Raw genomic sequence first — 20,393 nt, 5'->3', positions numbered from 1 at the left:
GGTGGTGAGCGGGGCCAGGAAGCGGGTCACGCTGGAGGAGGTGGCGGCGCACGCCGGGGTCGGCCGGGGCACCGTGTCGCGGGTGATCAACGGGGCGGAGAACGTCAGCCCGGAGACCCGGGAACTGGTGGAGCGGGCCGTCGCGGAGCTCAACTACGTGCCCAACCACGCCGCGAGGTCCCTGGCGGCCAGCCGTACCGACAGCATCGCCTTGGTGATCGCCGAGCCTGAGGCGAGGCTCTTCTCCGACCCGTTCTTCGCCGGGATCATCCGCGGGATCACCTCGGAGCTGACCGCCACGGGCCGGCAGTTGCTGCTGACGATGGCGGGGACGCCGGAGGAGCGGGCGAACCTGGAGGGGTACCTGTCGGGCGGGCACGTCGACGGCGTGCTCCTGCTGTCGCAGCACCGCGACGATCCGCTGCCGGGGTTCCTGGTGAACATCGGGGTGCCGACGGTGCAGGGCGGGCGCTCGATCGGGCCGCAGGTCGTGCCGCAGATGGTGGACGTGGACAACCATCTGGGCGCGCATGTCGCCGTCGGCCACCTGCTGGAGCGCGGACGCAGGAAGATCGCGACGATCTCCGGGCCGATCGACATGATCGCGGGGCTGCACCGGCTGGGCGGCTACCGGGAGGCGCTCATGCTGGCGGGCCTGCCCGAGTACATCGCCCACGGGGACTTCACCGAGCTCAGCGGCGCCCGCTGCATGCGCGAACTGCTGGAGCGCGCGCCCGATCTGGACGCGGTCTTCGCCGCCTCCGACCTCATGGCCGTCGGCGCGCTGCGGGTGCTGGCCGAGGCGGGGCGGCGGGTGCCGCAGGACGTGGCGGTGGTCGGGTTCGACGACTCCAGCCACGCGCAGTTCACCGGGCTCAGCTCGGTGCACCAGCCCATCGAGGACATGGGCAGGGAGATGGTCAGGCTGCTGACCTCGCTCATCTCCGGGCTCGGCGCCGGCGAGCGTCCGTCGCGCGCCGCGCTGGTCCTCACCCCACACCTAGTGATCCGTGAATCGAGCTAAAGCATGGAATTTCGTCATCTCGGGCGCAGCGGCCTCATGGTCAGCGAGATCGCCTACGGCAACTGGATCACCCACGGCTCGCAGATCGACGAGGACCGGGCCCGCGCCTGCGTCCGCGCCGCGCTGGACATGGGCATCACCACGTTCGACACCGCCGACGCCTACGCGGAAGGCCGCGCCGAGGAGGTGCTCGGCCGCGCCCTCCGGACGGAACGGCGCGACGAGATCGAGATCTTCACCAAGGTCTACTGGCCGACCGGCGGCGGAAGGAACAACCGCGGCCTCAACCGCAAGCACATCCTGCGCTCGGCGGAGAACTCCCTGCGCCGCCTGGGCACCGACTACATCGACCTCTACCAGGCCCACCGCTACGACTACAGCACCCCGCTAGAGGAAACGCTCCGGGCCTTCGACGACCTGGTACGCCAGGGCAAGGTCCTCTACGTGGGCGTCTCGGAGTGGACCGCCCCCGAGATCGCCGAGGCGCTCGGCGTGGCCCGCGACATGGGCCTCGACCGGATCGTGTCCAACCAGCCGCAGTACAACATGCTGCGCCGGGTCATCGAGCCCGAGATCGTGCCGCTGTGCGAGCGCGAGGGCGTGGGCCAGGTGATCTTCCAACCGATGGCGATGGGCGTGCTGACCGGCAAGTACCCGCCCGGCGCCCCTCCTCCGTCCGGCACCCGCGCCACCGACCCGGAGGGCGGCCAGTACGTGACCCGGCTGCTGACGGACGACGTCCTGACCCGCGTCCAGAACCTCCGCCCCCTGGCCGCCGACCACGGCCTCACGCTCGCGCAACTGTCGATCGCGTGGACGCTGGCCAACCCGAACGTCTCCAGCGCCATCGTCGGCGCCTCCCGCCCGGAGCAGATCACGGACTCGGCGGCGGCAGCGGGCGTCCGCCTCGGCCCCGACGCCCTGAAGGCGATCGACGAGACCCTCGGCACCATCATCGAACACCACCCCACCGGCCCCCCAAGCCCCCAATCCCGCCCCTAACCGCTCTCCCGTACCGCTGCGAGCTTCCGCGCGTCCGGCCGCCGACCTTCTCGCCGGGGTTCTGCCTGCCAACCCCCGGGTTGCGGCAAGCCGGGTTCTGTGCGTTCGCCTCGCCGGGGTGCCGCGCGCCAACCCACCGGGTTACGGCAAGCCGGGTTCTGTGCGTTCGCCTCGCCGGGGTGCCGCGTGCCAACCCCCTTGCGGGGTTACGGCAAGCCGGGTTGCCCGGTCCGCCGCACCCCGCCGGGGTCTGTCGAGCGATGGTCGTGAGGGCTCACGGGGTGCTCGCCGTGACAACTCCGCTCTTGGCCGGTCGAGGGCTCGGGCTCAGCGGCGTTCGTTCACGCAGCGCAGGACCGGGTAGCGGGTCAGCGCCTTGTGGTCCAGGTGCTGAGTCGTGGTGATGTGGAAGGTGGTGCTCTCCCCCGGCAGCAGGGTGACGAGCTGGTCGTCGATCTTGGCGTCGGGGGCGAGGCGGTCGGGGAAGACGGCCAGGTCGCGCAGGATCGTCCTCGCGGTCACCCGCAGCCGCACGCCGTCGTTCACCGGCTCCACCTCGGTCGTGTAGTCGGCCACCGGGTAGCCCATCTCGGGGTCCTCCTCGGCCGGGCGCAGCGCTCTCGTGCCGTCCAGTTCGGCGACCAGCAGTTCGCCCGTCGCCAGGTCGGCTATCGCGGGTTCCACGCCCAGCACGGCCCTCGGTTCGACCCTGATCGTCACCGACTCCTTGGCCAGCGTCTCGCCGGTGACGGACATCCTGGTGATCGCCAGTTCGCCCTCCCACGGCTCGGCGGAGTCGTTGACCGCCACCAGTTCGGTGCCCTGGAAGGTGAGGAGCCGGGGGGCGTAGGCGCGGCGCATGCCGTACCAGAGAGGCTTCTTGCGGCCGTCACCGTCTACGGCCGACCAGGACGTGACCGGCCAGCAGTCGTTGAACTGCCAGATGATCGTGCCCATGCAGTACGGCATGAGCGCGCGGAAGCGCTCGACGCCGAAGGCCATCGCGCGGGCCTGGTTGAGCTGGGTGTAGTAGTGCCAGTCGTCGAACGTCTCCGGCCGTGGCAGGTGCGCGCCGAGGCCGCGCAGGAGCTTGTCCTGGCCGCCGATCGCCTTCTGCGGGGAGGAGTCGGGCGTGAGCGGCTGGTCGGAGGAGGCCCTGCGCAGGGTGGCGTAGGCGGGCGGGCCCTGAAAGCCGAACTCGGCCACGAAGCGTGGAGTGTAGTTCGCGTAGTGCGTGTAGTCCTGGGCGTTCCAGACGGTCCAGATGTGGATCGTGCCACGCGAGGGGTCGTTCGGGTCGCGGTCGGACGTGCCGGAGTAGGGGCTGCCCGGCCAGTACGCGCGCGCCGGGTCGACCTCGTTCACGACGCGCGGCAGCAGATCCTGGTAGAAACCCTCTCCCCAGGTACGCCCGGCGAGCTCCTTCTTCCAGCCCCAATGCCAGAAGCCCTCGATGTTCTCGTTGTTGCCGCACCACAGGACCAGCGACGGATGGCGCATCAGGCGGGCCACGTTGTCGCGGGCCTCGGCCTCGACCTCGCTCCAGAGGGGCTCCTCCTCCGGGTAGGCGGCGCAGGCGAACGGGAAGTCCTGCCAGATGAGCAGGCCGCGCTCGTCGGCGAGGTCGTAGAAGGCGTCCGACTCGTACGTGCCGCCGCCCCAGACGCGCAGGAGGTTGGCTCCGGCGTCGGTGGCCTGGGTGAAGCGCTCGGCCAGGTTCGCGGCGGTGACGCGGGCGGGGAAGCAGTCGTTCGGGATCCAGTTGAAGCCCTTGACGTAGACGGGGGCGCCGTTGACCGTCAGGCGGAAGGCCTCCCGGTCGACGTGGACGTCGCGGAAGCCGATGCGCTCGGTCCGCACCTGGTCCCCGAGCCGCACCGTCAGCTCGTACAGCCGGGCCTCCCCATACCCCCGGGGCCACCACAGCTCCGGGTCCTCCACCCGCATCCGCAGGACGGCACTGGTCTGCCCGGCGGCCAGCCGTACCCGCGCCTCGGCCCCCGCCACCTCCGCGACCACCTCGCACGCGGCGGGACGGGCGTGCTCCACCCGGACGCGCACCTCGACCTCGCCGTCGGCCCGCGCGGTCGGCAGCACCTCCGCCAGCCGCGCGCCCGACCAGGACTCCAGCCCGATCGCCCGCCAGATGCCCGCCGTGACCAGCGTCGGTCCCCAGTCCCAGCCGAAGTTGCAGGCCATCTTCCTGATGAAGGGGTACGGCTCCGCGTAGGCGCCGGGCCGCTCCCCCAGCTCGGCGCGGCGGGCCTCGGCGTAGGCGTAGGGCGAGTCGAAGTGGACGGTCAGCGTGTTGGCGCCCTCGCGCAGCAGGTGTTCGACCGCGAAACGGTAGGTCCGGTGCATGTTGGCGGTGCGGCCCGCCTGCATGCCGTTGACCAGCACGGTCGCCACGGTGTCGAGCCCGGCGCAGACCAGGTCCACCCGGTCCTCGCCGGTGTCGGTCCAGTCGAACGTCGTCTCATAGGTCCAGGGGGTGCGGCCGATCCAGGCCAGCCGTTCCTCGTTGCGGTCGAGGTAGGGGTCGTCGATCAGGCCCGCCGCCAGCAGATCGGTGTGTACGCAGCCGGGGACCGTGGCGGGGATGCCGGAGAAGTCCGAGCCGGTCAGGGTCCAGCCTTGGTGCAGGGTGCGCAAGTCATCTCCACTGGTGGGGGCCGGGTTGACGCTAGGGCGGACGTGACAACGTTGTCAAGATCAGCCAGGTTGACCTGATCTCCAGACAATTCGCGAAATTTACGGCAAGGTCGGTGAGAATCCCGACATAGCGCGAGGTTCCCGCTCATGGATCTGTCGTCCTGCCCAGTCTGCGACACCGTCCAGCCCCAGCGCGCCCCTTCCTGCCCGCAATGCGGCACGGTACTGACCGGGGCGGCGGCCGAGGAGTACGCGGCGGTCGCGATGTCGCTGGCCGCCCTGGACCACGAACGCGCCACCCTCCTGGCCCGCCGCGAAACCGCCCTGACCCGCCTCCGCGCCACCACACGGGCAACCGGCAACCACCCCACCCCATCAGAGCCAACAACCCCCGAACCCCCGACCGCCGAGTCCACGACCCCCAGACCCACGCCCGTCGCGTCCACAACCCCCGAGCCCGCGACTGTCGGGGCCGCGTCCGCCGGGTCCGCGGCCCCCGAGCCCACGGCCATCGGGCGGGAGTCGGCCGGACAAGCGGCCACCAGACCGGCGGGCGGTGAGAGCGGTGGTGGCAGGCGGTGGGATCTGTCGCATCGGGCCGTGCAGAACGTGCTGCTCGGCCTGGGCGGCGTGCTGCTGTCGATCGCCGCCATCGTGTTCACGCTGGTCAGCTGGGACGTCCCCGCGTTGCGTGCGCTGATCCTGTGCGCGTTCACGCTGGGCGTGCTGGCCGTCCCCTGGCTGCTGGTACGCCGCCGCCTGGCCGCCACCGCGGAAACGGTCGCCTACCTGGGCCTGGTCCTCCTCCCCCTGGACGGCGTGGCCATCGCCCAAGCCCTGTCCGGCCCGCCCTCCGAGGCAGGTACGGCGGCGCCGCACCCGTTCTGGATCGTGGCCCTGGCCGCCGCCGCCCTGACGGTGCTCTGGTCGGCCTACGCCTGGATGTCGCCGCTGCGCCTGCCCGCCCCCACGGCGATCGTCCTGGCCAACGTCGCCCTGGGAGCGATGGCCCTCGCCGTCCTCGACATGTCGGTGGCGGGACTGCCCTGGGCGGCGGCCGTGGCCGTCCTGGCCTGCGCGGCCGACTACGCCCTGTGGCGGGTGGCCCGCGACCGCCTGGCCGTCCTCGAGTACGCGGTCTCCGCCGCCGTCGCCGCCCTCGCCGGGACGGCGGCCCTGGCCCTGGGCATCCTGGTGGCCGCCACCGCGGAGCCCGCCGTGGCCCCGGCCGCCGCGGCGACGCTGGCCGCGATGACGGCCCTGTTCGCCGCGTGGGCGCTGTCGGCCCGCGGGGCGGCCTGGCGCTTCCCGGTGGCCGCCGCCTCGGGCCTGGCCGCCATGTCCACCTTGGCCGCAATCCCCCTGTCCCTGCTGACCCCGGAGAACCTGACCGCCCTGGCAGGCCTGCTCACCCCGGAAGCCCCGCCCTTCCCGGCGAACGGCCCAGAGAGGTTCTGGAGCACGGCCGGACCCTGGGGTGTGGGCGGGTCCTGGGGCGCGACCGGCCCGTGGCAGGTGACCGTCTGGGCGGCGGCGGCCTGTGTGGTTCTGGCGGTCGTGCGCCACCTGCCGGCCGGGCTGCGTCCCGGCGTGCGCGGCGGCGTGCTCGTCGTGCTCCCGCTGGCCGCCGTCTTCGCCGGCCCCTCCCTGCTGACCGTGGCCACGGCGCCCTTCTCCTGGCTCGCCAGCCCATGGCCCGCGGCACCGCTGGACGTACCCGCACGCCAGATCTGGCAGGTGAGCGCGGGCGACGCCGTCACGCTGGGCCTGCTCGCCCTGGCCCTGTCGCTGGCCGCGGTGGGCGATCGGCGGTGGCGCCGGGCCGGGGTGTGGGTGCTGGGATCGGGCGCGGTGGTGGTGCTGCCGGTCGGGGCGGGCCTGCCGTACCCGATGGCGCTGCTGGTCGTCGCGGGGACCGCGGCGTTCGCGCTGTGGACGGGCGCGCGGCGGGCCGGGCCCGCCGTCTGGGTGGGCGGCTATCTCGCGGCGCTGGCCGTGTGCTGGTCGCTGGCGGATCGCGAGGCCACCGTGCTCGTGGCGGCGGGACTGGGCGCGGTGCTGGCGGTGGGGGCGGTCAGCGCGCGTACGGCGCCGGCCCAGGCCCTGACCGGCGCCGGGGCGACGCTGATGGCGGGGGTGCTCGCGCTGTCCCTGTTCTCAGGACCGGGCGCGGTGGCCGCAGGCGCCTGGGCGGCGGGGGCGCTGCTGGCCGTCAGGGCGTTCACTCTCGTGGTGACTCGGCCCTCGCGCAAGCTGACCCGTGCCGTGGTGGACGCCCCGACCATCGGCCGCACGCTGCTGCTCGGCTTGCTCGACCGGCTCACCCGCGCGGTTCGGCCCGGCGGGCGGGGCGCGGTGGAGGCGGCGGCCGTGGTGCTGAGCGCGTTCGCGATCTGGGTGAGCGGGCCGGAGCGCGCCCTGGTGATCGCCGTGGCGGCGGTGCTGGCCGCCTGTTCGGCGTGGCGCCGTCCGCGCGGCCGGTGGCGGGACGCGGCGGTGGCGGAGGCGGGCGTCCTGGCGGTGCTCGCGCCCTTCGCCCTCTCCAGTACGGCGGGCCCCGCCCTGTTCGGCCCCCTGACCTGGATCCGGAACGCCTGGCCGGAGGCGGCAGGATCGCCGGAGGAGTCGCTGCAATGGGCCCTCCCCGACCATCCGGACGGCGCGCTGCTCGCGGTGCTGATCCTGTCGGCGACCGCCGGAACGCTGGCGGCCGGGGCGCGCTGGGGCCGCGCGGCGGCCGCCGGGGTCGCCTCGCTGGCCTACCCGGTGGCGCTGACGGCGGTTCCGCTGGCGTCCGACCTGCCGTACTGGGTGTCGCTGGCCTTCCTCGTGGGCGTCACCGGCACGCTGGCCCTGTGGTCGGCCGTGGCCGCCACCGACCTGCCCGGTCTCGGCAGGACCGCGGGCACGGCGGGCGCGGCCGGGCTGTGGACCGGGACGCTGGCCGTCTCCTGGTCGCTGGCCGACCGGACCGCGACGCTGGCCGTGCTGGGCGCGATCGCCGCCATCGGCCTGCTCTGCGCGCTGCGCGGGCGCGGCTCCCCGGTCACCTCGGCGGCCTCGGCGGTGACCGGGCTGGCGATCGGCGCCGAAGGCGTGGCGGCGGCGCTCAGCGCCGGGGTCACCAGCGAGAACGCGGCGTTGCTGCTCCTGATGATCGCCGTCCTCCTGGTCAGGGCGGCCATGCTCACGCCCCGCGCGGTGGCGGTGCCGCTCGCCGCGACCGCCGGCGTCCTCTGGACGGTGGCCCTGGGCATGGCGGGTGACGTCCTGAGGCTGTCGATCGTGCTCGCCGTGGGCGCGCTCGCCATGGCCGCGGCCTCCGCACGGCGCACGAGGAAGCAGCAGGAGGCGCTGGCCCTGGGCGCGATCCTGGCCGGCGCCGCCGCCCTGCTGCCGCATCTGCCCGCGTGGGTGATGGTCGTCGCGTTCCCCTACGGCTGGCTCGTCCGCCCCTGGGCGGGGGTGCCCGGTGAGGTGTTCGCGGTGGAGGAGACGTCGATGGCGCTACCCGGCGATCTCGGCGGCACCGGCACGCCGCTGGCCGTGGGAGTCCTGGTGACGGTCGCCTACGTGATCACGGCGCGGCGGCTGGGCGGCGGGCGGGCGGGCCTGGCGATGGCCACGGTGGCGGTACCGCTGTGTCTCCAACTGGTCCCGGTGGCGGCGATGCTGCCGTATGCGGGGGTGGCGGCGTTCCTGGGGTGTGTGGTGGTGGCGCTCGCCGTGCAGGCCGGGCGGGATCGTCTGGCGGGCTGGATGGCGCTCGTGCTGGCGGCGCACCTGGTGGTGTGGTCGCTGGCGGCGGCGCCGTACACGCTGGGGGTGCTCGCGGGGCTGACGCTGCTCGCGGGCGCGCTCGCGGTGCGGGCGCGCGACCTTCGCGTGCGGCGGGGCGCGGCCGCGACGGCCACCGTCGCGGGCGGCGGCCTGGCGCTGGCCGCGGCGCTCGCGGCCGGGCTGCCCGGGGAGCAGGCGGCGTTCGCGCTGATCGCCGTCACGGCGCTGGCCGCGCTGACCGCCGCGCGGCTGCACCCCCGGCCGGTCGCGGTGGCCGTCGAGCTGCCGGGGTGGGCACTGGCGGTGGCCGGGGTGCTGCTGACAACGAGCGAACCCGCTCTGGCCTGCCTGGCGCTGGCCACGACCGGGGTTCTGGCGCTGGCGGTGTCGCTGCGGCCCGAGCGCCGCGACACCCGCTGGGCCGGACTGTTGCTCCTGCAGCTCGCGCTCTGGATCAAGCTGGCGCTCGAAGGGGTGACGGCGCCGGAGGCGTACACGGTGCCGCTGTCGGTCGCGGGGCTGATCGCGGCCTGGCTGGTACGGCGGCGCGACCCCACCGTCTCCTCCTGGATCGGCTACGGCTCCGCCCTGGCGCTGACCTTCCTGCCCAGCCTCGTGGCGGCCTGGAACGACCCGGCGCTCCTGCGTCCGCTCCTGCTGGGCACCGCCGCCTTCGCCGCCACCCTGGCCGGAGCCCGCGCCCGCCTGCAGGCGCCGCTGCTGCTCGGCGGGGCGGTGCTGGTGGTGACGGCGGCGCACGAGTTCGCCCCGGCGATCGGCGAGCTGGTCGGCCAGGGGCCGCGCTGGCTGCCGATCGCGCTGGCGGGCGCGTTCCTGCTGTTCACCGGCGCCACGTACGAGCACCGGCTGCGCGATCTGCGCCGCGTGCGCGGGCTGCTGGTGCGGATGCGCTAGGCGTTAGGGTCGTGCCATGGTCCGCGCCGACGCCGAACGCAACATCGAAGCCATCCTCGCCGCCGGACAACGCCTGCTGAGCGGCGATCCCGGTGCGAGCGTGGCGGAGGTGGCGAAGGCCGCGGGCGTGGGCCGGGTCACCCTTTACGGGCATTTCCCATCACGCGAGGACCTGGTGGACGCGGTCCTGGCCCGCGCGATCGCCGAGGCGCATCTGGCGCTGGACGACCCGGAGCTGGCCACGCTGCCCGCCCCCGACGCGCTCGCCCGGCTGGTGGGCTCGTCCTGGGAGACACTCAACCGGCACAGCCGCCTGTTCGTCGCCGCCGACCGCACGCTGCCGACCGAGCGCATCCGCGAACGGCACGCCGAGCCGCTCAAGCGGGTCGAGGAGCTGATCGAGCGGGGCCGCGACAGCGGCGACTTCCGTACGGACGTGCCGGTGTCGTGGCAGGTCAGCTCGTTCTTCGCGCTCCTGCACACCGCGGCGCAGGAGGTGGAGGCCGCCCGCCTCGACGGCGGGGAGGCGGGCGGCGTGCTCGTCACGTCGCTGCGGTCTCTGCTTTCGGCTCGATCCCCGTCAGCAGGTTGAACGCGCCGGTCAGCAGGTTCAGCGAGACCAGGCCGACGACCTCGGCGATGACCCGGTCGCTCCAGCCGTGCGCGCGCAGTTCCGCGACGTCCTCGTCGGTGAGCGAGCCCGGGTCGGCCAGCACCCGCACGGCCACGCCGATGAGCGCCGCCTCGCGCGCGTCGGTCGAGGTCCCCTGGCGGGCGAGCTCCACGTCGCTCGCGCTCAGCCCGGCCGCGAGCGCCGCCCGCTCGTGCGCCTGCTTGCACATCGCGCAACCGATCCACTCCTGTACGGCCAGCGAGATCTTCTCCGACAGCGGCCGGGGGATCTTCACCCGTTTCATGGCCCGCGAGAACGTGAGATAGCCCTCCAGCAGCGCCGGGGAGTGGGCCATGGTGGCGACCATCTCGCCCGCCGAGCCGCGCCGTTCGATGATCTCGTTCAGCAGTTCACGGGACCTGGCCGGGGCCTGCTCGGGCTCCAGGGCGTTCAGGCGTCGCATGCTTCCTCCTCAGTTGATACCCCCTGAGGGTATAAGCAAGACCGCTCCGCTGGCTATTCCCAGTCCCAGGGAGACCGCGGCGCAGACGTAGGCCACCCACCCGTTCCCCTGCGTCTCACCCTCCCCGGCCGCGTACAGCGGCCGGATCCAGCGCAGGTAGTAGAACAGGCTCGCCACCGTGTTGAGCGCGGCCACCACCGCCAGCCAGGCGTAGCCGCCCTGCCACGCCGCGGCGAACACCAGCACCTTGCCGACGAACACCGCCGTCGGCGGCGTGCCCACCAGCCCCAGCAGGCAGACCACCAGCGAGAACGCCAGCCAGGGCGAACGCCTGGCCAGCCCGGCGTACCCGGAGAGCCGGTCGGTCCCTGCCGCCGCGACGACCGCGAACGCGCCCAGGTTCGTGACCGCGTAGGCGGCCACGTAGAACAGCAGCGCCGGTTCCGCCAGCTCGCCGCGACCCGCCATCGCCACCGGCACCAGCAGGTACCCGGCCTGGCTCACGGTCGAGTACGCCAGCAGGCGGCGCACGTTGTCCTGCGCGAAGGCGGCCAGGTTGCCCAGCGTCATCGTCACCGCCGCCAGGACCGCCAGCAGCATGGGCTGGTCGAAGACGTCCTGGGCCAGCCGGTACAGCGCCACGAACGCGCCCGCCTTGGGCACCGTCGTCAGGAACGCCGCCACCGGCCTGGAGGCGCCCTCGGCGGCGTCGGGCACCCAGAAATGACCCGGTACGCCGCCGGCCTTCACCAGCATCCCGGCCAGCAGCAGCACCACGGCCACGCCGGGGGCGGCGCGGTCCAGCCCGGGGTAGGCGGTGGCGCCGGCCGTACCGTAGACGAGGGTGACGCCCGCCAGCATGAGCACGCCGAGAAAGGCGCCCAGCAGGTAGTACTTCAGCGCCGCCTCGGTGCCGGCGGCGTCCTTGGCGAAGCCGGTGAGCGCGTACGCGGGAATGCTCGCCAGCAGGTACGCGGCCACCAGCACCAGCAGGTCGTCGGCCCCCGCCAGCACCAGCGCGCCGAGCGCGGCCAGCATGACCAGCGTGTACACCTCGCTCTCCCGCCGGTCGCCGCGGGCCCAGGACCTGGCCAGGGGGAGCACGAGCAGGGTGGCGGCGGCGACGGTGAGGCGGGCGACGTTCGTGGGCAGGTCGGCGGCGAACGACTCGAAGGCCATCACGTCAGGGCCGCCGATGACGGCCAGCGTCGCGGCGAGCGAACCGGCCAGGGCCGCGGCGCAGATCCAGGCCACGACGCCCTGCCGTTCGCGCGGCACGAACAGGCCGGTCAGCAGGCCGAGCACCGCCCCGGCCAGGATGAGCAGCTCGGGGAGCAGGTCGAGCGGGTTCTCCGCCATGCCGGTCATCGGCTCACCAGGCTCACCAGCGCGGCGGAGAAGGGTTCGATCAGGTCCAGCAGCCAGCGCGGAGCCAGGCCGATGACCAGGGACAACACCAGGAGCGGCGCGACGGCCGCCAGCTCCCGCGGCCGTACGTCGGAGACCTCCAGCTCGCCGGGCGCGCCGAGAAAGGCGCGGTGGAAGACGCGCAGCAGCAGCGCGGCGGTGATCAGGATGCCGAGGATGGCCGGCACTCCCGCCACCACCGCGCCCGCCCCGATCACGCCGGTGAAGATCTGGAACTCCGCGATGAAGCCCGACAGGCCGGGCAGGCCGAGTGCGGCGAAGGCGGCGACCGCCATCATCGTGGTGAACACCGGGGCGGTCCCGGCGATCCCTCCGTATCTGCCGACGTCATAGCTTCTGGCCCGGTCCCAGAGCACGCCGGTCAGCAGGAACAGCGCCCCCGTGATCAGCCCGTGGCTGACCATCTGGGTGACCGCGCCGCTGACCGCGAGCTCCCTGGCCCGCTCGGCCCCCGGGGCCAGCCCGGCCGCGCCGAGCGCCAGCACGATGTAGCCCATGTGGTTGACCGAGGTGTAGGCGATCAGGCGCTTGAGGTCGTCCTGGGCGAGGGCGACCAGCGCGCCGTAGAGCACGCTGACCACGCCCACCACCATGATCACCCAGGCGTACGCGCGCCACGCCTCCGGCAGCATCGGCATCGCGATCCTGGCGAAGCCGTACGTGCCCATCTTGAGCAGCACGCCGGCGAGGATCGCCGAGCCCGCGGCGGGCGCGTCGGTGTGCGCGGGCGGCAGCCACGTGTGGAACGGCACCGTCGGCGTCTTGACCGCCAGCCCCACCCCGATCGCCAGCAGCACCACCGCCGGGACCACGGGCGGCTCGGCGATCAGCTCGACCATGTCGAACGTCCCGCCGCCCAGGTAGAGGCCGATGAAGCCGAGCAGCAGCGCCAGCGAGCCGAGGAAGGTGTACAGGAAGAACTTCAGCGCCGACCTGGCCCGGTCGCCGTGGCCCCAGCCGGCGATCACGAAGTACATGCCGACGATCGACAGGTCGAAGAAGACGAAGAAGACCAGCAGGTCGAGCGCGGCGAACAGGCCGATGGAGACGGTCTGCAGGAACAGGAACAGCGCCGCGTACGACCTCGGCCGCCGCGTCTCGCGCCACGAGTAGACGGCGCACAGCAGGAACAGCACCGCCGTCATCGCGATCAGCGGCAGCGAAAGCCCGTCCACGCCGACGTGGTAGCCGGCGCCGACCGACGGGATCCAGCGCAGCCTGGTCTCGTAGCCGATGCCGCCGTCGTAGCCGAGCCACATGGCCACGACGAGCGCCAGGTCCACGGCCGTGGCGCCCACCCACACCCAGCGCGCGCTCACCCCGGGCACCGCCAGCAGGGCCGCGGCCAGCAGGGGCAGGAAGATCACCAGGTCGAGCATCGCTCACCTCACCAACGCGATCGCGACGGCCAGGATGATCAGGCCGACGGCGGCCTGGGCGAGGTAGGTGTGCACCTGGCCGTTCTGCGGGCGCCTGGCCAGCCGCCCCAGCCCCATGGCGGCGACGCCGACCGCCCGCACCACGCCGTCCACGCCCATCTCGAACGGCGTGCGCGCCAGCCTGGCCGCCGCCATCCCCAGCCTCGGCACCGCCTCGACCGCGCCGTCGACCACCCGGTCGTCGAACCACGCCGCCCCTCTGGCCAGCGCGAGCAGCGGCCGCCACACCACGGCCCGCGCCGCCGCCTCCAGTCCCAGCCAGCCCGTCAGCGCGCGTGGCTCGGGCAGGCGTACCAGCGCGCTGAGAACGGCGGCGGCGGCCAGCACCCCCGACAGCGCCAGCGAACCCGCGTCCACCCGCGCGGCGCCAGGATCGCCCAGCAGCCCGGACCACCAGGCCCAGACCGCGGGCAGCCCGACGACGCCCAGCACGGCCGCGCCCGCCGCCAGGACCGGCAGCGGCGCCCAGGCGAGCGTCTCCGGTGGCCGCCCGTCCGAGCGGGAACCCCGCCAGACCGCGACCAGCGCCCTGCCCGCGTAGGCGGCCGACAGCGCGCCCGCGGCCAGCCCGATCGCGTGCAGCCAGGGGTCGTGCACGGCCGCCAGCACGCTGTCCTTGGTCACCCACAGCGACAGCGGCGGCAGCCCGGCCAGCGCCAGGGCGCCCACGGCGAAGCTCGCCCCCACCACCGGATAGCGGCGGCCCGCCCCGCGCAGCTCGGACAGGTCCTTGGTGCCGAGCGCGGTCAGCCACGCGCCCGCGCCCAGGAACAGCAGGCTCTTCACCGCCGCGTGCGCCACCAGATGGGCCGCGCCCCCGGCCACCGACCCCATCACCATGAACCCGAGCTGCGCGCACGTGGAGGCGGCCAGGAGTTGCTTGAGGTCGCGCTGGGCCAGCGCCACGCCGCCGAGCAGCAGCGCGGTCAGCCCGCCCGCCCAGGCCACCAGCGGCCCCGCCCACCCCGTCGCGACGAGCAAGGGCTGCACCCGCAGCAGCAGGTACGCCCCCGCGGCCACCATCGTCGCCGAATGCAGCAACGCCGAGACCGGGCTCGGACCGGCCATGGCCCGCGACAGCCAGAAGGAGAACGGCAGCTGGGCCGACTTGCCGAGCGCGGCCAGCACGATCCCGCCCGCCACCAGGTCCCGCCACGGCTGCGGCAGCTCGGGCAGTCCGGCCAGCCCGAGCACCTGCCCGGACGTGCCACCCGCGGCGAAGACGGCTCCCGCGGCCGCGTACAGGCCGAGGTCGCCCGCGCGCGTGGTCACGAACGCGACCCCCGCCGAGGTCACCCGGTCGCCGTCGCGCCACCAGTAGCCGATGAGCGCGTACGACATCGCGCCCATCACTTCCCACCCCATCAGCAGCACGGTCAGCTCGGTCGCGGTGACGGTCGCGAGCATCGCGCCGACGAAGATCAGCATGAGGCCGTAGAACCTGGCCTCCCGCAACTCGCCCGTGGCGAACACCAGCACCGCCAGCGCCACCGCCGCCACGGTCACCACCATCACGGCCGACAGCCCGTCGACCGCGAAGCCGGAGGTGAAGACCAAGGGGAAGGTCGTCGTGGGCCGGGCCACGGCGGCCCAGACGGCCAGCGCCAGGGTGGCCGCCGCGGTGGCGACGGCTGTGGCGCGCGGAGCCCGGCGTACCAGGAGGAGCAGGGCGCCGGCGGCGGCGGGCAGGATCCAGATCATCCCTTGAGGTCCCCCGCGCCGTCGGTGGTGTCCACGTCGCGGGCGCGGAAGATGGCGGTGGTCACGGCGAAGCCCATCGCCATCTCCAACGCCATCACGGTGACCGCGACGAGCACGAGGACCTGGCCGTCGGCCGTCCGCGGCGCCACGAAGTACCAGAAGGCGCCGCCGGCCACGATGAGGCCGTTGATCATGAGCTCCAGGCCCATCATGAGCATGACGATCGACTGCTGGGACAGCGCGCCGTACAGGCCGATCGCGAACAGCGCGGCGGCCAGCAGCAGGAAGCCCTCAAGCGTCATAACGGCCCCGCCGCGTCGCCAGCACCACCGTGGAGATCATCGTGGCCAGGATCGCGACCCCGATGACCATCATGACCAGCATCTTCGGACCCATGATCGACATGCCGAGGGCCTCGGTGGGGTCGGGGGGCGGCGCCCCCTTGCGGTCCGGCCAGTCGGTCAGGAAGATCCCGGCCACCAGCAGCACGAACACCGCCGCGGAGATGGCCGCCGCGCCCTTCTTGTTGTGCAGCATCGACATGGGCATGAGCCCCGCCGGGTTCATCATGAACATGATCATGAAGACGGCCATCACCAGCATCTCCATGATCATCATCAGGATGATCAGCGCACCGAGGTAGTGCAGGTCGATCAGGAAGAACGTCGCGCCGACCGCGATCAGCGAGGCCAGCAGCGCGAACGTGGCCCGCGCCATCGAATCCACCACGAACACCGCGATCCCGCTCGCCACCGCGAGCACCGCCAGGATCCAGAACGCCATCACATCACCACGATCCCGACGACGAGCAGTTGCAGCAGCGACAGCGGAATGAGCACCATCCAGGCGAACGTCATGAACCTGTCCATCCGTACGGCCGGCACCCGCCGCCCGATCCCGGCGAACAAGGCCAGCACGGCCACGGTCTTCACCGCCGTCCACGCCCACGCGGGCAGCCAGGGCCCGGCCCCGCCGCCCAGGAACAGCGGCACCGCCGCCGCGGCCGCCACCACCAGCAGCGCGTAGCGCCCCGCGAGGAACACCAGCCGATCCGGCCCGGCCAGCTCGGCCGTCACCCCACCGGCGACGCCCGCCCCGGCCGGCTCCCCCATCGGCCCCCAGAACGCCATGGCCAGAGCCGAGATCAGATACACGAGGAACGCCACCGGCATCCACACCACGAACCAGAGCCCCCGCTGAGCCGCCACCACGTCGGCGAACCGCAGCGACCCCGCCCCCAGCGCCACCGTGATCAGCGCGAACATGTGCGGCAGCTCGTAGGCCAGCCCTTGGGCCACGAACCGGTACCCGCCGACCAGCGGGAAGACCGAGTTCGCCCCCCAGCCGGCCAGCCACACCGCCGCCCAGGCGCCGACCTCCATCGCGTTGAACCACACGATCCCCACGCCCAGGTCCAGCACCGCCCGCTCGCCCACGGGCAGCACGAGCGCGGCCAGCACCGCGACGACCGGCAGCGTCACCACGCCCAGCCGGGTGAGCGGCAGATCGGGCAGAAGCGTGCGCCGACGCTGCACCACCAGCCCGCGCGCCACGCCCGCCCAGTTCCTCTCGCTCAGGGCGATGGCCGCCACCAGCACCCCGAGCCCACCCACCAGCCCGGCCACCTCACCCACGCGCCCCACCTCCCCCATGCGCCGCCTCGGAGGAGAGCTGGGCCAGATCGGGATCGAGACTGGCCACGATCAGCCGCGCCTCGGCCAGCTCGGCGCCCTCCAGAAGACCGGGCAGAAGATCCAGAGCAGCCCGGCTCCACCCGGTCGGTCCCCTGTCTGCGCTCAGCGGCGTGCGATCCCGCAGCCGCCCGATCGCGTCACCGGCCGCGTCCAGCCGACGGTGCACCCGGTCGAGCACGTCTCCGGCCAGGAACGCGTGATCCATGCCGACCTGGCCGATCCCACGCAGCATCCAGGCGAGCACCCACGACCTCCGCACCCGCCGGGCGAAGCGCGCGTAACCGGCGGCCACGTCCCCGTCGTCTCGCAGGAGGCGGTCGCGCAGGTGGCGGGCGGTGCGGGCGGCGTCGGGCCAGCCTGCTACGGAGAGGAGGCGGCCGAGGCCGTCGAGGTGTGCCGCGGCCCGGCGACGTTCGGCGGCGCCGCGGGTGACCGGCTCGCCCTCGGCGGCGGCCAGCCACGGCTCGGCCCAGAAGCTCCGCCCGGTCCCGGGATGCCCCGTCACCACGACGGCCCGCTGGATGACGTCACCCTGCATGACCGTCTCGACGACGAGCCCGTCCGGCCAGTCCGCCAGCACCGGCCCGAGAGGCACGTGCAGCAGGTCAAGCATGAGCCCGTCCCGATCCGGCCCACGCCCGGCCATCGCCACCCCGCCCGCAACCCCCGTGTGCCCCTCATGCCCACCCTCGCCCGAGTGCTCATGCGAAGCCTCGCTCCCACCCGAATGCCCGCCGGAGTGCTCGTGCGAAGCCCCGCCCCCGGCCGAGGATCCATGCCCGTCGGAGGGGGCGGGCGGGTCACCCGTGCCGCACGACATCGTGTGCCCGGCCTCCTCCGGGCGCCAGGCCGTGGTGAGGTGTTCTGCCGCGTCCCGTAGCTGGGCGGCCTCGTCGGCCAGGGACTCGCGGGCCCGTTCCAGCGCGGCCCGCACCTCCGCCGCCGTCGCGTCCGCGGGCAGGGATACCCGGGCTCTCGGCCCCGGCACGTCGTTCCAGACGGTGTCGGCCGCCTCGGCCAGTCTCTCGCCCAGCGGCCCGCAGGTCACCAGGACCGCGGCCGCCGCGGGCGAGCGGGCCTGTGGCCACCCGCACGCCTCGACCAGCAGACGAAGACGCGTGCCGTACGGCCCGGCGACCACCAGCACCGGCGGCCGGGAGGCGGCGCGGCACAGCAGCCACCCCCTCAGACCCACCGCAGCGCCCCTTCCCGCCAGGCGTAGACCACCCCGACCATCAGCAATCCGAGGAAGAGGAACATCTCCACCACCGCGACCGTCCCCACCTCGGCCACGACCAGCGCCCACGGGTACATGAACACCATCTCCATGTCGAAGGCCAGGAAGATGAGCGTCACGGCGTACCAGCGCACGTGGTAGCGCGACAGGGCGTGCTCGGCCGGCCGCGCACCCGACAGGTACGGCCCCGCGCGCAGCACTCCCTGTGGCGCGACGACCAGCGAGACGCAGTAGACGCCCGCGATGCCGACCGCGAGCAGGATCAGCACGACGAGCACGCCGGCCACCCCCTCACCAAGCTACTAAGATCCGTAGTTCCCTGATGAGTGGACGCCAACCATCACGCGCGTGGCCCCCGCCGCGTCCGGCGAGGGCCACCGCCCGGCCCCTCGACCTGCGGCGATCAGCCGGACACGGTGATCGTGTCCGTCTTGCCGTCCGCCGGGGTCTCGTCCATGGGGCGTCTGCGGGCCAGCCGTACCCCTGCCAGAGTGACCGCCGCACCACCCAGCCCCGCCAGCAGCAGCGCGTACGGCGGGAAGCCCGCGGCCTCGTCCGCCGCCTTCCCAGCAGGCGCAGGCACCGAGACCGGAGCCGGAGCGAGAGCCGACGCCGACGCCGGCGCCGAGGCCGAGGCCGGGGCCGCCGCCACCCGGTCGGCGGTGCCGCCGGCCGGGAAGCCGGGCGGGCGGATCGCGCCCCAGTAGTCCTTGCCGTCCCCGCGCAGATCCTGGGGCGGCGGGTTGATCTTCAGGCCGCCGGGCACGGTGAGCGTGCCGACGTCGTGCTCCTTGAACAGTCCCTGGACGCCCTCCACCTTCCACGTGCCCTTGGGGACGGCGATCGAGGTCACGTAGTGGCCCGCTTCCGGCCGCGCCGTACCGTCGAAGGTCATGACCTCGCCGTCGGCGGCGGTCAGCCGCAGGCCCGTCTTGCCCAGGTCGCCCTCGAACGGGTGCGTGCCGTGCTGCAGCACCCAGAAGCCGACCGTGTAGGTCGTGCCGGGCTGGAACCGGTCCGGCAGCGGGTCCAGATAGGTCATCGCCCAGCCGCCCGCGTTCGCGGGTGTCGCGAGCCAGCCCGCCGCCAGGACCAGCGTGGCGGAGAGCACGAACAGGAGTCTTCTCATGACTACACCTCCGCTGCTTGTACACCGCGAGCGGGACCGGAGGTTCCGGGCCGTAAACTGGCCCGCATGTATGAAGTCGTCGCCGCCCTCGTCCCGCCCGCGGTCGTGGCCACGGCCTTCCTGCTCGGGGTGCGTGCCGTACTCAAGCGGGAACGTGCCGACCGCGAACACGAGCGCTCCGAGTCCGCCACCCGCCCGGCCGCCCAGTAGTTTCTAGGTAAAACCCGCTGCGAGGCCGCAGAATGGAGGGGACGGCGAGGGAGCGAGGAGTCCTGCCCCCGTGCCCGCCCCCAACCGCGAGAACCTGGCAGCGATGCTGGACGTGCTCGTGTACGAGAACGTGCTCATCGCCTGGCGGCGCCTGTCGTTCGGGCGATACGAGATCGTGTCCAGGGACGGCGAGGAGATCATCCTGTCCACCGCCCACGCGGAGATGTGGGCCGTCGGCGCGTTCGCGGTGTATCTCGCGCTGGTGGACCAGGGGCGGATCAGCCCGCGCATGCCATGAGTTTCCGCGGCGTTCCCGATCATCCGCGCCGGTCACGACGTAGGTTGGGCGGAACGCCGTTGGGAGATGTGGAGGATCATGGCCGAGGACGAGCGCCCCAACCGGATTCATCAGCTCTTGTTCGGAGCCATGTCGCTGGCGGGGCCGCGGGTTCAGCGACGGCTGCTGCGCGGGTACTTCGATCTCTGGCACATCCGCGCCGACCCGTGGAGCGTCACGGTGGACGCGTACGAGCGGGAGAAGTACAAGGCCACGCTGGAGCAGGTGCCCAAGCGTGACTACCGCCGGGTCCTCGACGTGGGGTGCAGCGAGGGCTGCTTCACGATGCTCGCCTCCGCCGCGCACCCGGAGGCCGAGACGGTCGGGGCGGACATCTCCCACCGCGCGCTGCGCCGGGCCCGCGAGCAGGCGGCCCGCACCGGGTCGTCGGCCACGTTCGTGCGCCTGGACATCCTGACCGAGGACGCGGGCGGGCCGTACGACCTGATCTTCGTCGGTGAGCTCCTCTACTACCTGGGCAACACGTCCGCGGTGGCCGACCGGCTCGCCGGCCTGCTGGAGCCCGGCGGCCATCTGGTCCTCACGCACTCCCGCCCGCAGGCCCGGCTCCTGCACACCCACTTCGACGGCCATCCCCGGCTGAGGAGCCTGTCGAACGAGGACGGCGAGCACGACGGCCGCTTCTACAACGTCGCGGTCTACGAGCGGACCTGAGGCGTTCGAGGACGCCGCCTGCCGGTGGTGCGGTAGCGCGGGGCCGGCGCCCCCCCCCCCCCCCCCCCCACCCCACCCACCCCCCACACACCCC

Annotated in this window: 18 protein-coding genes; 7 read left to right on the top strand and 11 right to left on the bottom strand. The window is 73.4% G+C overall.

What is annotated here, in order from left to right:
- Positions 1–4 precede the first annotated feature (4 nt).
- Both ACFWYW_RS04200 and ACFWYW_RS04195 read left to right on the top strand, forming a co-directional pair.
- Positions 5–1,024 carry a LacI family DNA-binding transcriptional regulator gene (locus ACFWYW_RS04200; protein ID WP_379609585.1) on the top strand — a complete coding sequence of 340 codons (1,020 nt, stop codon included), beginning with the start codon at positions 5–7 and terminating at the stop codon, positions 1,022–1,024.
- A gap of 3 nt (positions 1,025–1,027) precedes the next feature.
- Positions 1,028–2,026 carry an aldo/keto reductase family protein gene (locus tag ACFWYW_RS04195; RefSeq protein ID WP_379609584.1) on the top strand — a complete coding sequence of 333 codons (999 nt, stop codon included), beginning with the start codon at positions 1,028–1,030 and terminating at the stop codon, positions 2,024–2,026.
- Positions 2,027–2,353: 327 nt separating this feature from the next.
- Here ACFWYW_RS04195 and ACFWYW_RS04190 read toward each other — a convergent pair whose 3' ends face one another.
- Positions 2,354–4,678: a glycoside hydrolase family 2 protein gene (locus tag ACFWYW_RS04190; protein WP_379609583.1), complete on the bottom strand. Its 2,325-nt coding sequence runs from the start codon at positions 4,676–4,678 to the stop codon at positions 2,354–2,356.
- A gap of 147 nt (positions 4,679–4,825) precedes the next feature.
- Between ACFWYW_RS04190 and ACFWYW_RS04185 the strand changes: the two genes are divergently transcribed.
- Both ACFWYW_RS04185 and ACFWYW_RS04180 read left to right on the top strand, forming a co-directional pair.
- Positions 4,826–9,373: an SCO7613 C-terminal domain-containing membrane protein gene (locus ACFWYW_RS04185; protein ID WP_379609582.1), complete on the top strand. Its 4,548-nt coding sequence runs from the start codon at positions 4,826–4,828 to the stop codon at positions 9,371–9,373.
- Between the two features lie 16 nt (positions 9,374–9,389).
- Complete coding sequence (locus ACFWYW_RS04180) at positions 9,390–9,965, top strand: TetR/AcrR family transcriptional regulator (RefSeq protein WP_379609581.1); 576 nt, start codon at positions 9,390–9,392, stop codon at positions 9,963–9,965.
- On the opposite strand, the gene ACFWYW_RS04175 is transcribed toward ACFWYW_RS04180, so the two are convergent.
- The 10 genes from ACFWYW_RS04175 to ACFWYW_RS04130 all read right to left on the bottom strand — a co-directional run bounded on the left by ACFWYW_RS04175 (position 9,916) and on the right by ACFWYW_RS04130 (position 19,077).
- The gene (locus ACFWYW_RS04175) at positions 9,916–10,449 is read right to left on the bottom strand and encodes a carboxymuconolactone decarboxylase family protein (RefSeq protein ID WP_379609580.1); all 534 of its coding nucleotides are present in this window, start codon (positions 10,447–10,449) and stop codon (positions 9,916–9,918) included. The two genes, ACFWYW_RS04180 and ACFWYW_RS04175, sit on opposite strands and share 50 nt — an antisense overlap.
- A 9-nt stretch (positions 10,450–10,458) precedes the next feature.
- Positions 10,459–11,817, bottom strand: coding sequence for an NADH-quinone oxidoreductase subunit N (locus ACFWYW_RS04170; RefSeq protein WP_379609579.1), 1,359 nt, complete (start codon positions 11,815–11,817; stop codon positions 10,459–10,461).
- Entirely contained in the window at positions 11,814–13,256 is a 1,443-nt protein-coding gene (locus tag ACFWYW_RS04165; RefSeq protein WP_379609578.1) for a NuoM family protein, read from the bottom strand. The genes ACFWYW_RS04170 and ACFWYW_RS04165 overlap by 4 nt, the downstream gene beginning before the upstream one ends.
- A gap of 3 nt (positions 13,257–13,259) precedes the next feature.
- Positions 13,260–15,017, bottom strand: a complete 1,758-nt coding sequence (locus ACFWYW_RS04160; RefSeq protein ID WP_379609577.1) for an NADH-quinone oxidoreductase subunit L — start codon at positions 15,015–15,017, stop codon at positions 13,260–13,262.
- Positions 15,014–15,319, bottom strand: a complete 306-nt coding sequence (nuoK, locus tag ACFWYW_RS04155) for an NADH-quinone oxidoreductase subunit NuoK (protein ID WP_379609576.1) — start codon at positions 15,317–15,319, stop codon at positions 15,014–15,016. The genes ACFWYW_RS04160 and nuoK overlap by 4 nt, the downstream gene beginning before the upstream one ends.
- Positions 15,309–15,800 carry an NADH-quinone oxidoreductase subunit J gene (locus ACFWYW_RS04150; RefSeq protein WP_379609575.1) on the bottom strand — a complete coding sequence of 164 codons (492 nt, stop codon included), beginning with the start codon at positions 15,798–15,800 and terminating at the stop codon, positions 15,309–15,311. Before ACFWYW_RS04150 ends, nuoK begins: the two co-directional genes overlap by 11 nt.
- The gene (locus ACFWYW_RS04145; protein WP_379609574.1) at positions 15,800–16,651 is read right to left on the bottom strand and encodes an NADH-quinone oxidoreductase subunit H; all 852 of its coding nucleotides are present in this window, start codon (positions 16,649–16,651) and stop codon (positions 15,800–15,802) included. Before ACFWYW_RS04145 ends, ACFWYW_RS04150 begins: the two co-directional genes overlap by 1 nt.
- A complete protein-coding gene (locus ACFWYW_RS04140) occupies positions 16,644–17,906 on the bottom strand; it encodes a hypothetical protein (RefSeq protein WP_379609573.1) in 1,263 nt (420 codons plus the stop codon). The genes ACFWYW_RS04145 and ACFWYW_RS04140 overlap by 8 nt, the downstream gene beginning before the upstream one ends.
- A complete protein-coding gene (locus ACFWYW_RS04135) occupies positions 17,897–18,226 on the bottom strand; it encodes an NADH-quinone oxidoreductase subunit A (RefSeq protein ID WP_379609572.1) in 330 nt (109 codons plus the stop codon). The genes ACFWYW_RS04140 and ACFWYW_RS04135 overlap by 10 nt, the downstream gene beginning before the upstream one ends.
- 125 nt (positions 18,227–18,351) lie before the next feature.
- Positions 18,352–19,077, bottom strand: coding sequence for a hypothetical protein (locus tag ACFWYW_RS04130; protein WP_379609571.1), 726 nt, complete (start codon positions 19,075–19,077; stop codon positions 18,352–18,354).
- Between the two features lie 66 nt (positions 19,078–19,143).
- Between ACFWYW_RS04130 and ACFWYW_RS04125 the strand changes: the two genes are divergently transcribed.
- From ACFWYW_RS04125 to ACFWYW_RS04115, 3 genes are all read left to right on the top strand, one after another.
- Entirely contained in the window at positions 19,144–19,287 is a 144-nt protein-coding gene (locus ACFWYW_RS04125) for a hypothetical protein (protein WP_184974673.1), read from the top strand.
- Between the two features lie 70 nt (positions 19,288–19,357).
- Entirely contained in the window at positions 19,358–19,585 is a 228-nt protein-coding gene (locus ACFWYW_RS04120; RefSeq protein ID WP_379609570.1) for a hypothetical protein, read from the top strand.
- Positions 19,586–19,663: 78 nt separating this feature from the next.
- Positions 19,664–20,299: a class I SAM-dependent methyltransferase gene (locus ACFWYW_RS04115; RefSeq protein WP_379609569.1), complete on the top strand. Its 636-nt coding sequence runs from the start codon at positions 19,664–19,666 to the stop codon at positions 20,297–20,299.
- Positions 20,300–20,393 lie beyond the last annotated feature (94 nt).

This window comes from Nonomuraea sp. NPDC059023 (assembly GCF_042740095.1).
Classification (GTDB): domain Bacteria; phylum Actinomycetota; class Actinomycetes; order Streptosporangiales; family Streptosporangiaceae; genus Nonomuraea.
Note: the sequence above shows the minus strand (reverse complement) of the source record. Positions and strands in the feature narration are given on the sequence as shown.

Excerpts from the sequence above, each read along its gene's own strand:
- ACFWYW_RS04195 (WP_379609584.1), top strand. The coding sequence starts at position 1,028 with ATGGAATTTCGTCATCTCGGGCGCAGCGGCCTCATGGTCAGCGAGATC.
- ACFWYW_RS04185 (WP_379609582.1), top strand. The coding sequence starts at position 4,826 with ATGGATCTGTCGTCCTGCCCAGTCTGCGACACCGTCCAGCCCCAGCGC.
- ACFWYW_RS04180 (WP_379609581.1), top strand. The coding sequence starts at position 9,390 with ATGGTCCGCGCCGACGCCGAACGCAACATCGAAGCCATCCTCGCCGCC.
- ACFWYW_RS04175 (WP_379609580.1), bottom strand. The coding sequence starts at position 10,449 with ATGCGACGCCTGAACGCCCTGGAGCCCGAGCAGGCCCCGGCCAGGTCC.
- ACFWYW_RS04170 (WP_379609579.1), bottom strand. The coding sequence starts at position 11,817 with ATGACCGGCATGGCGGAGAACCCGCTCGACCTGCTCCCCGAGCTGCTC.
- ACFWYW_RS04165 (WP_379609578.1), bottom strand. The coding sequence starts at position 13,256 with ATGCTCGACCTGGTGATCTTCCTGCCCCTGCTGGCCGCGGCCCTGCTG.
- ACFWYW_RS04160 (WP_379609577.1), bottom strand. The coding sequence starts at position 15,017 with ATGATCTGGATCCTGCCCGCCGCCGCCGGCGCCCTGCTCCTCCTGGTA.
- nuoK (WP_379609576.1), bottom strand. The coding sequence starts at position 15,319 with ATGACGCTTGAGGGCTTCCTGCTGCTGGCCGCCGCGCTGTTCGCGATC.
- ACFWYW_RS04150 (WP_379609575.1), bottom strand. The coding sequence starts at position 15,800 with ATGGCGTTCTGGATCCTGGCGGTGCTCGCGGTGGCGAGCGGGATCGCG.
- ACFWYW_RS04130 (WP_379609571.1), bottom strand. The coding sequence starts at position 19,077 with ATGAGAAGACTCCTGTTCGTGCTCTCCGCCACGCTGGTCCTGGCGGCG.
- ACFWYW_RS04125 (WP_184974673.1), top strand. The coding sequence starts at position 19,144 with ATGTATGAAGTCGTCGCCGCCCTCGTCCCGCCCGCGGTCGTGGCCACG.
- ACFWYW_RS04115 (WP_379609569.1), top strand. The coding sequence starts at position 19,664 with ATGGCCGAGGACGAGCGCCCCAACCGGATTCATCAGCTCTTGTTCGGA.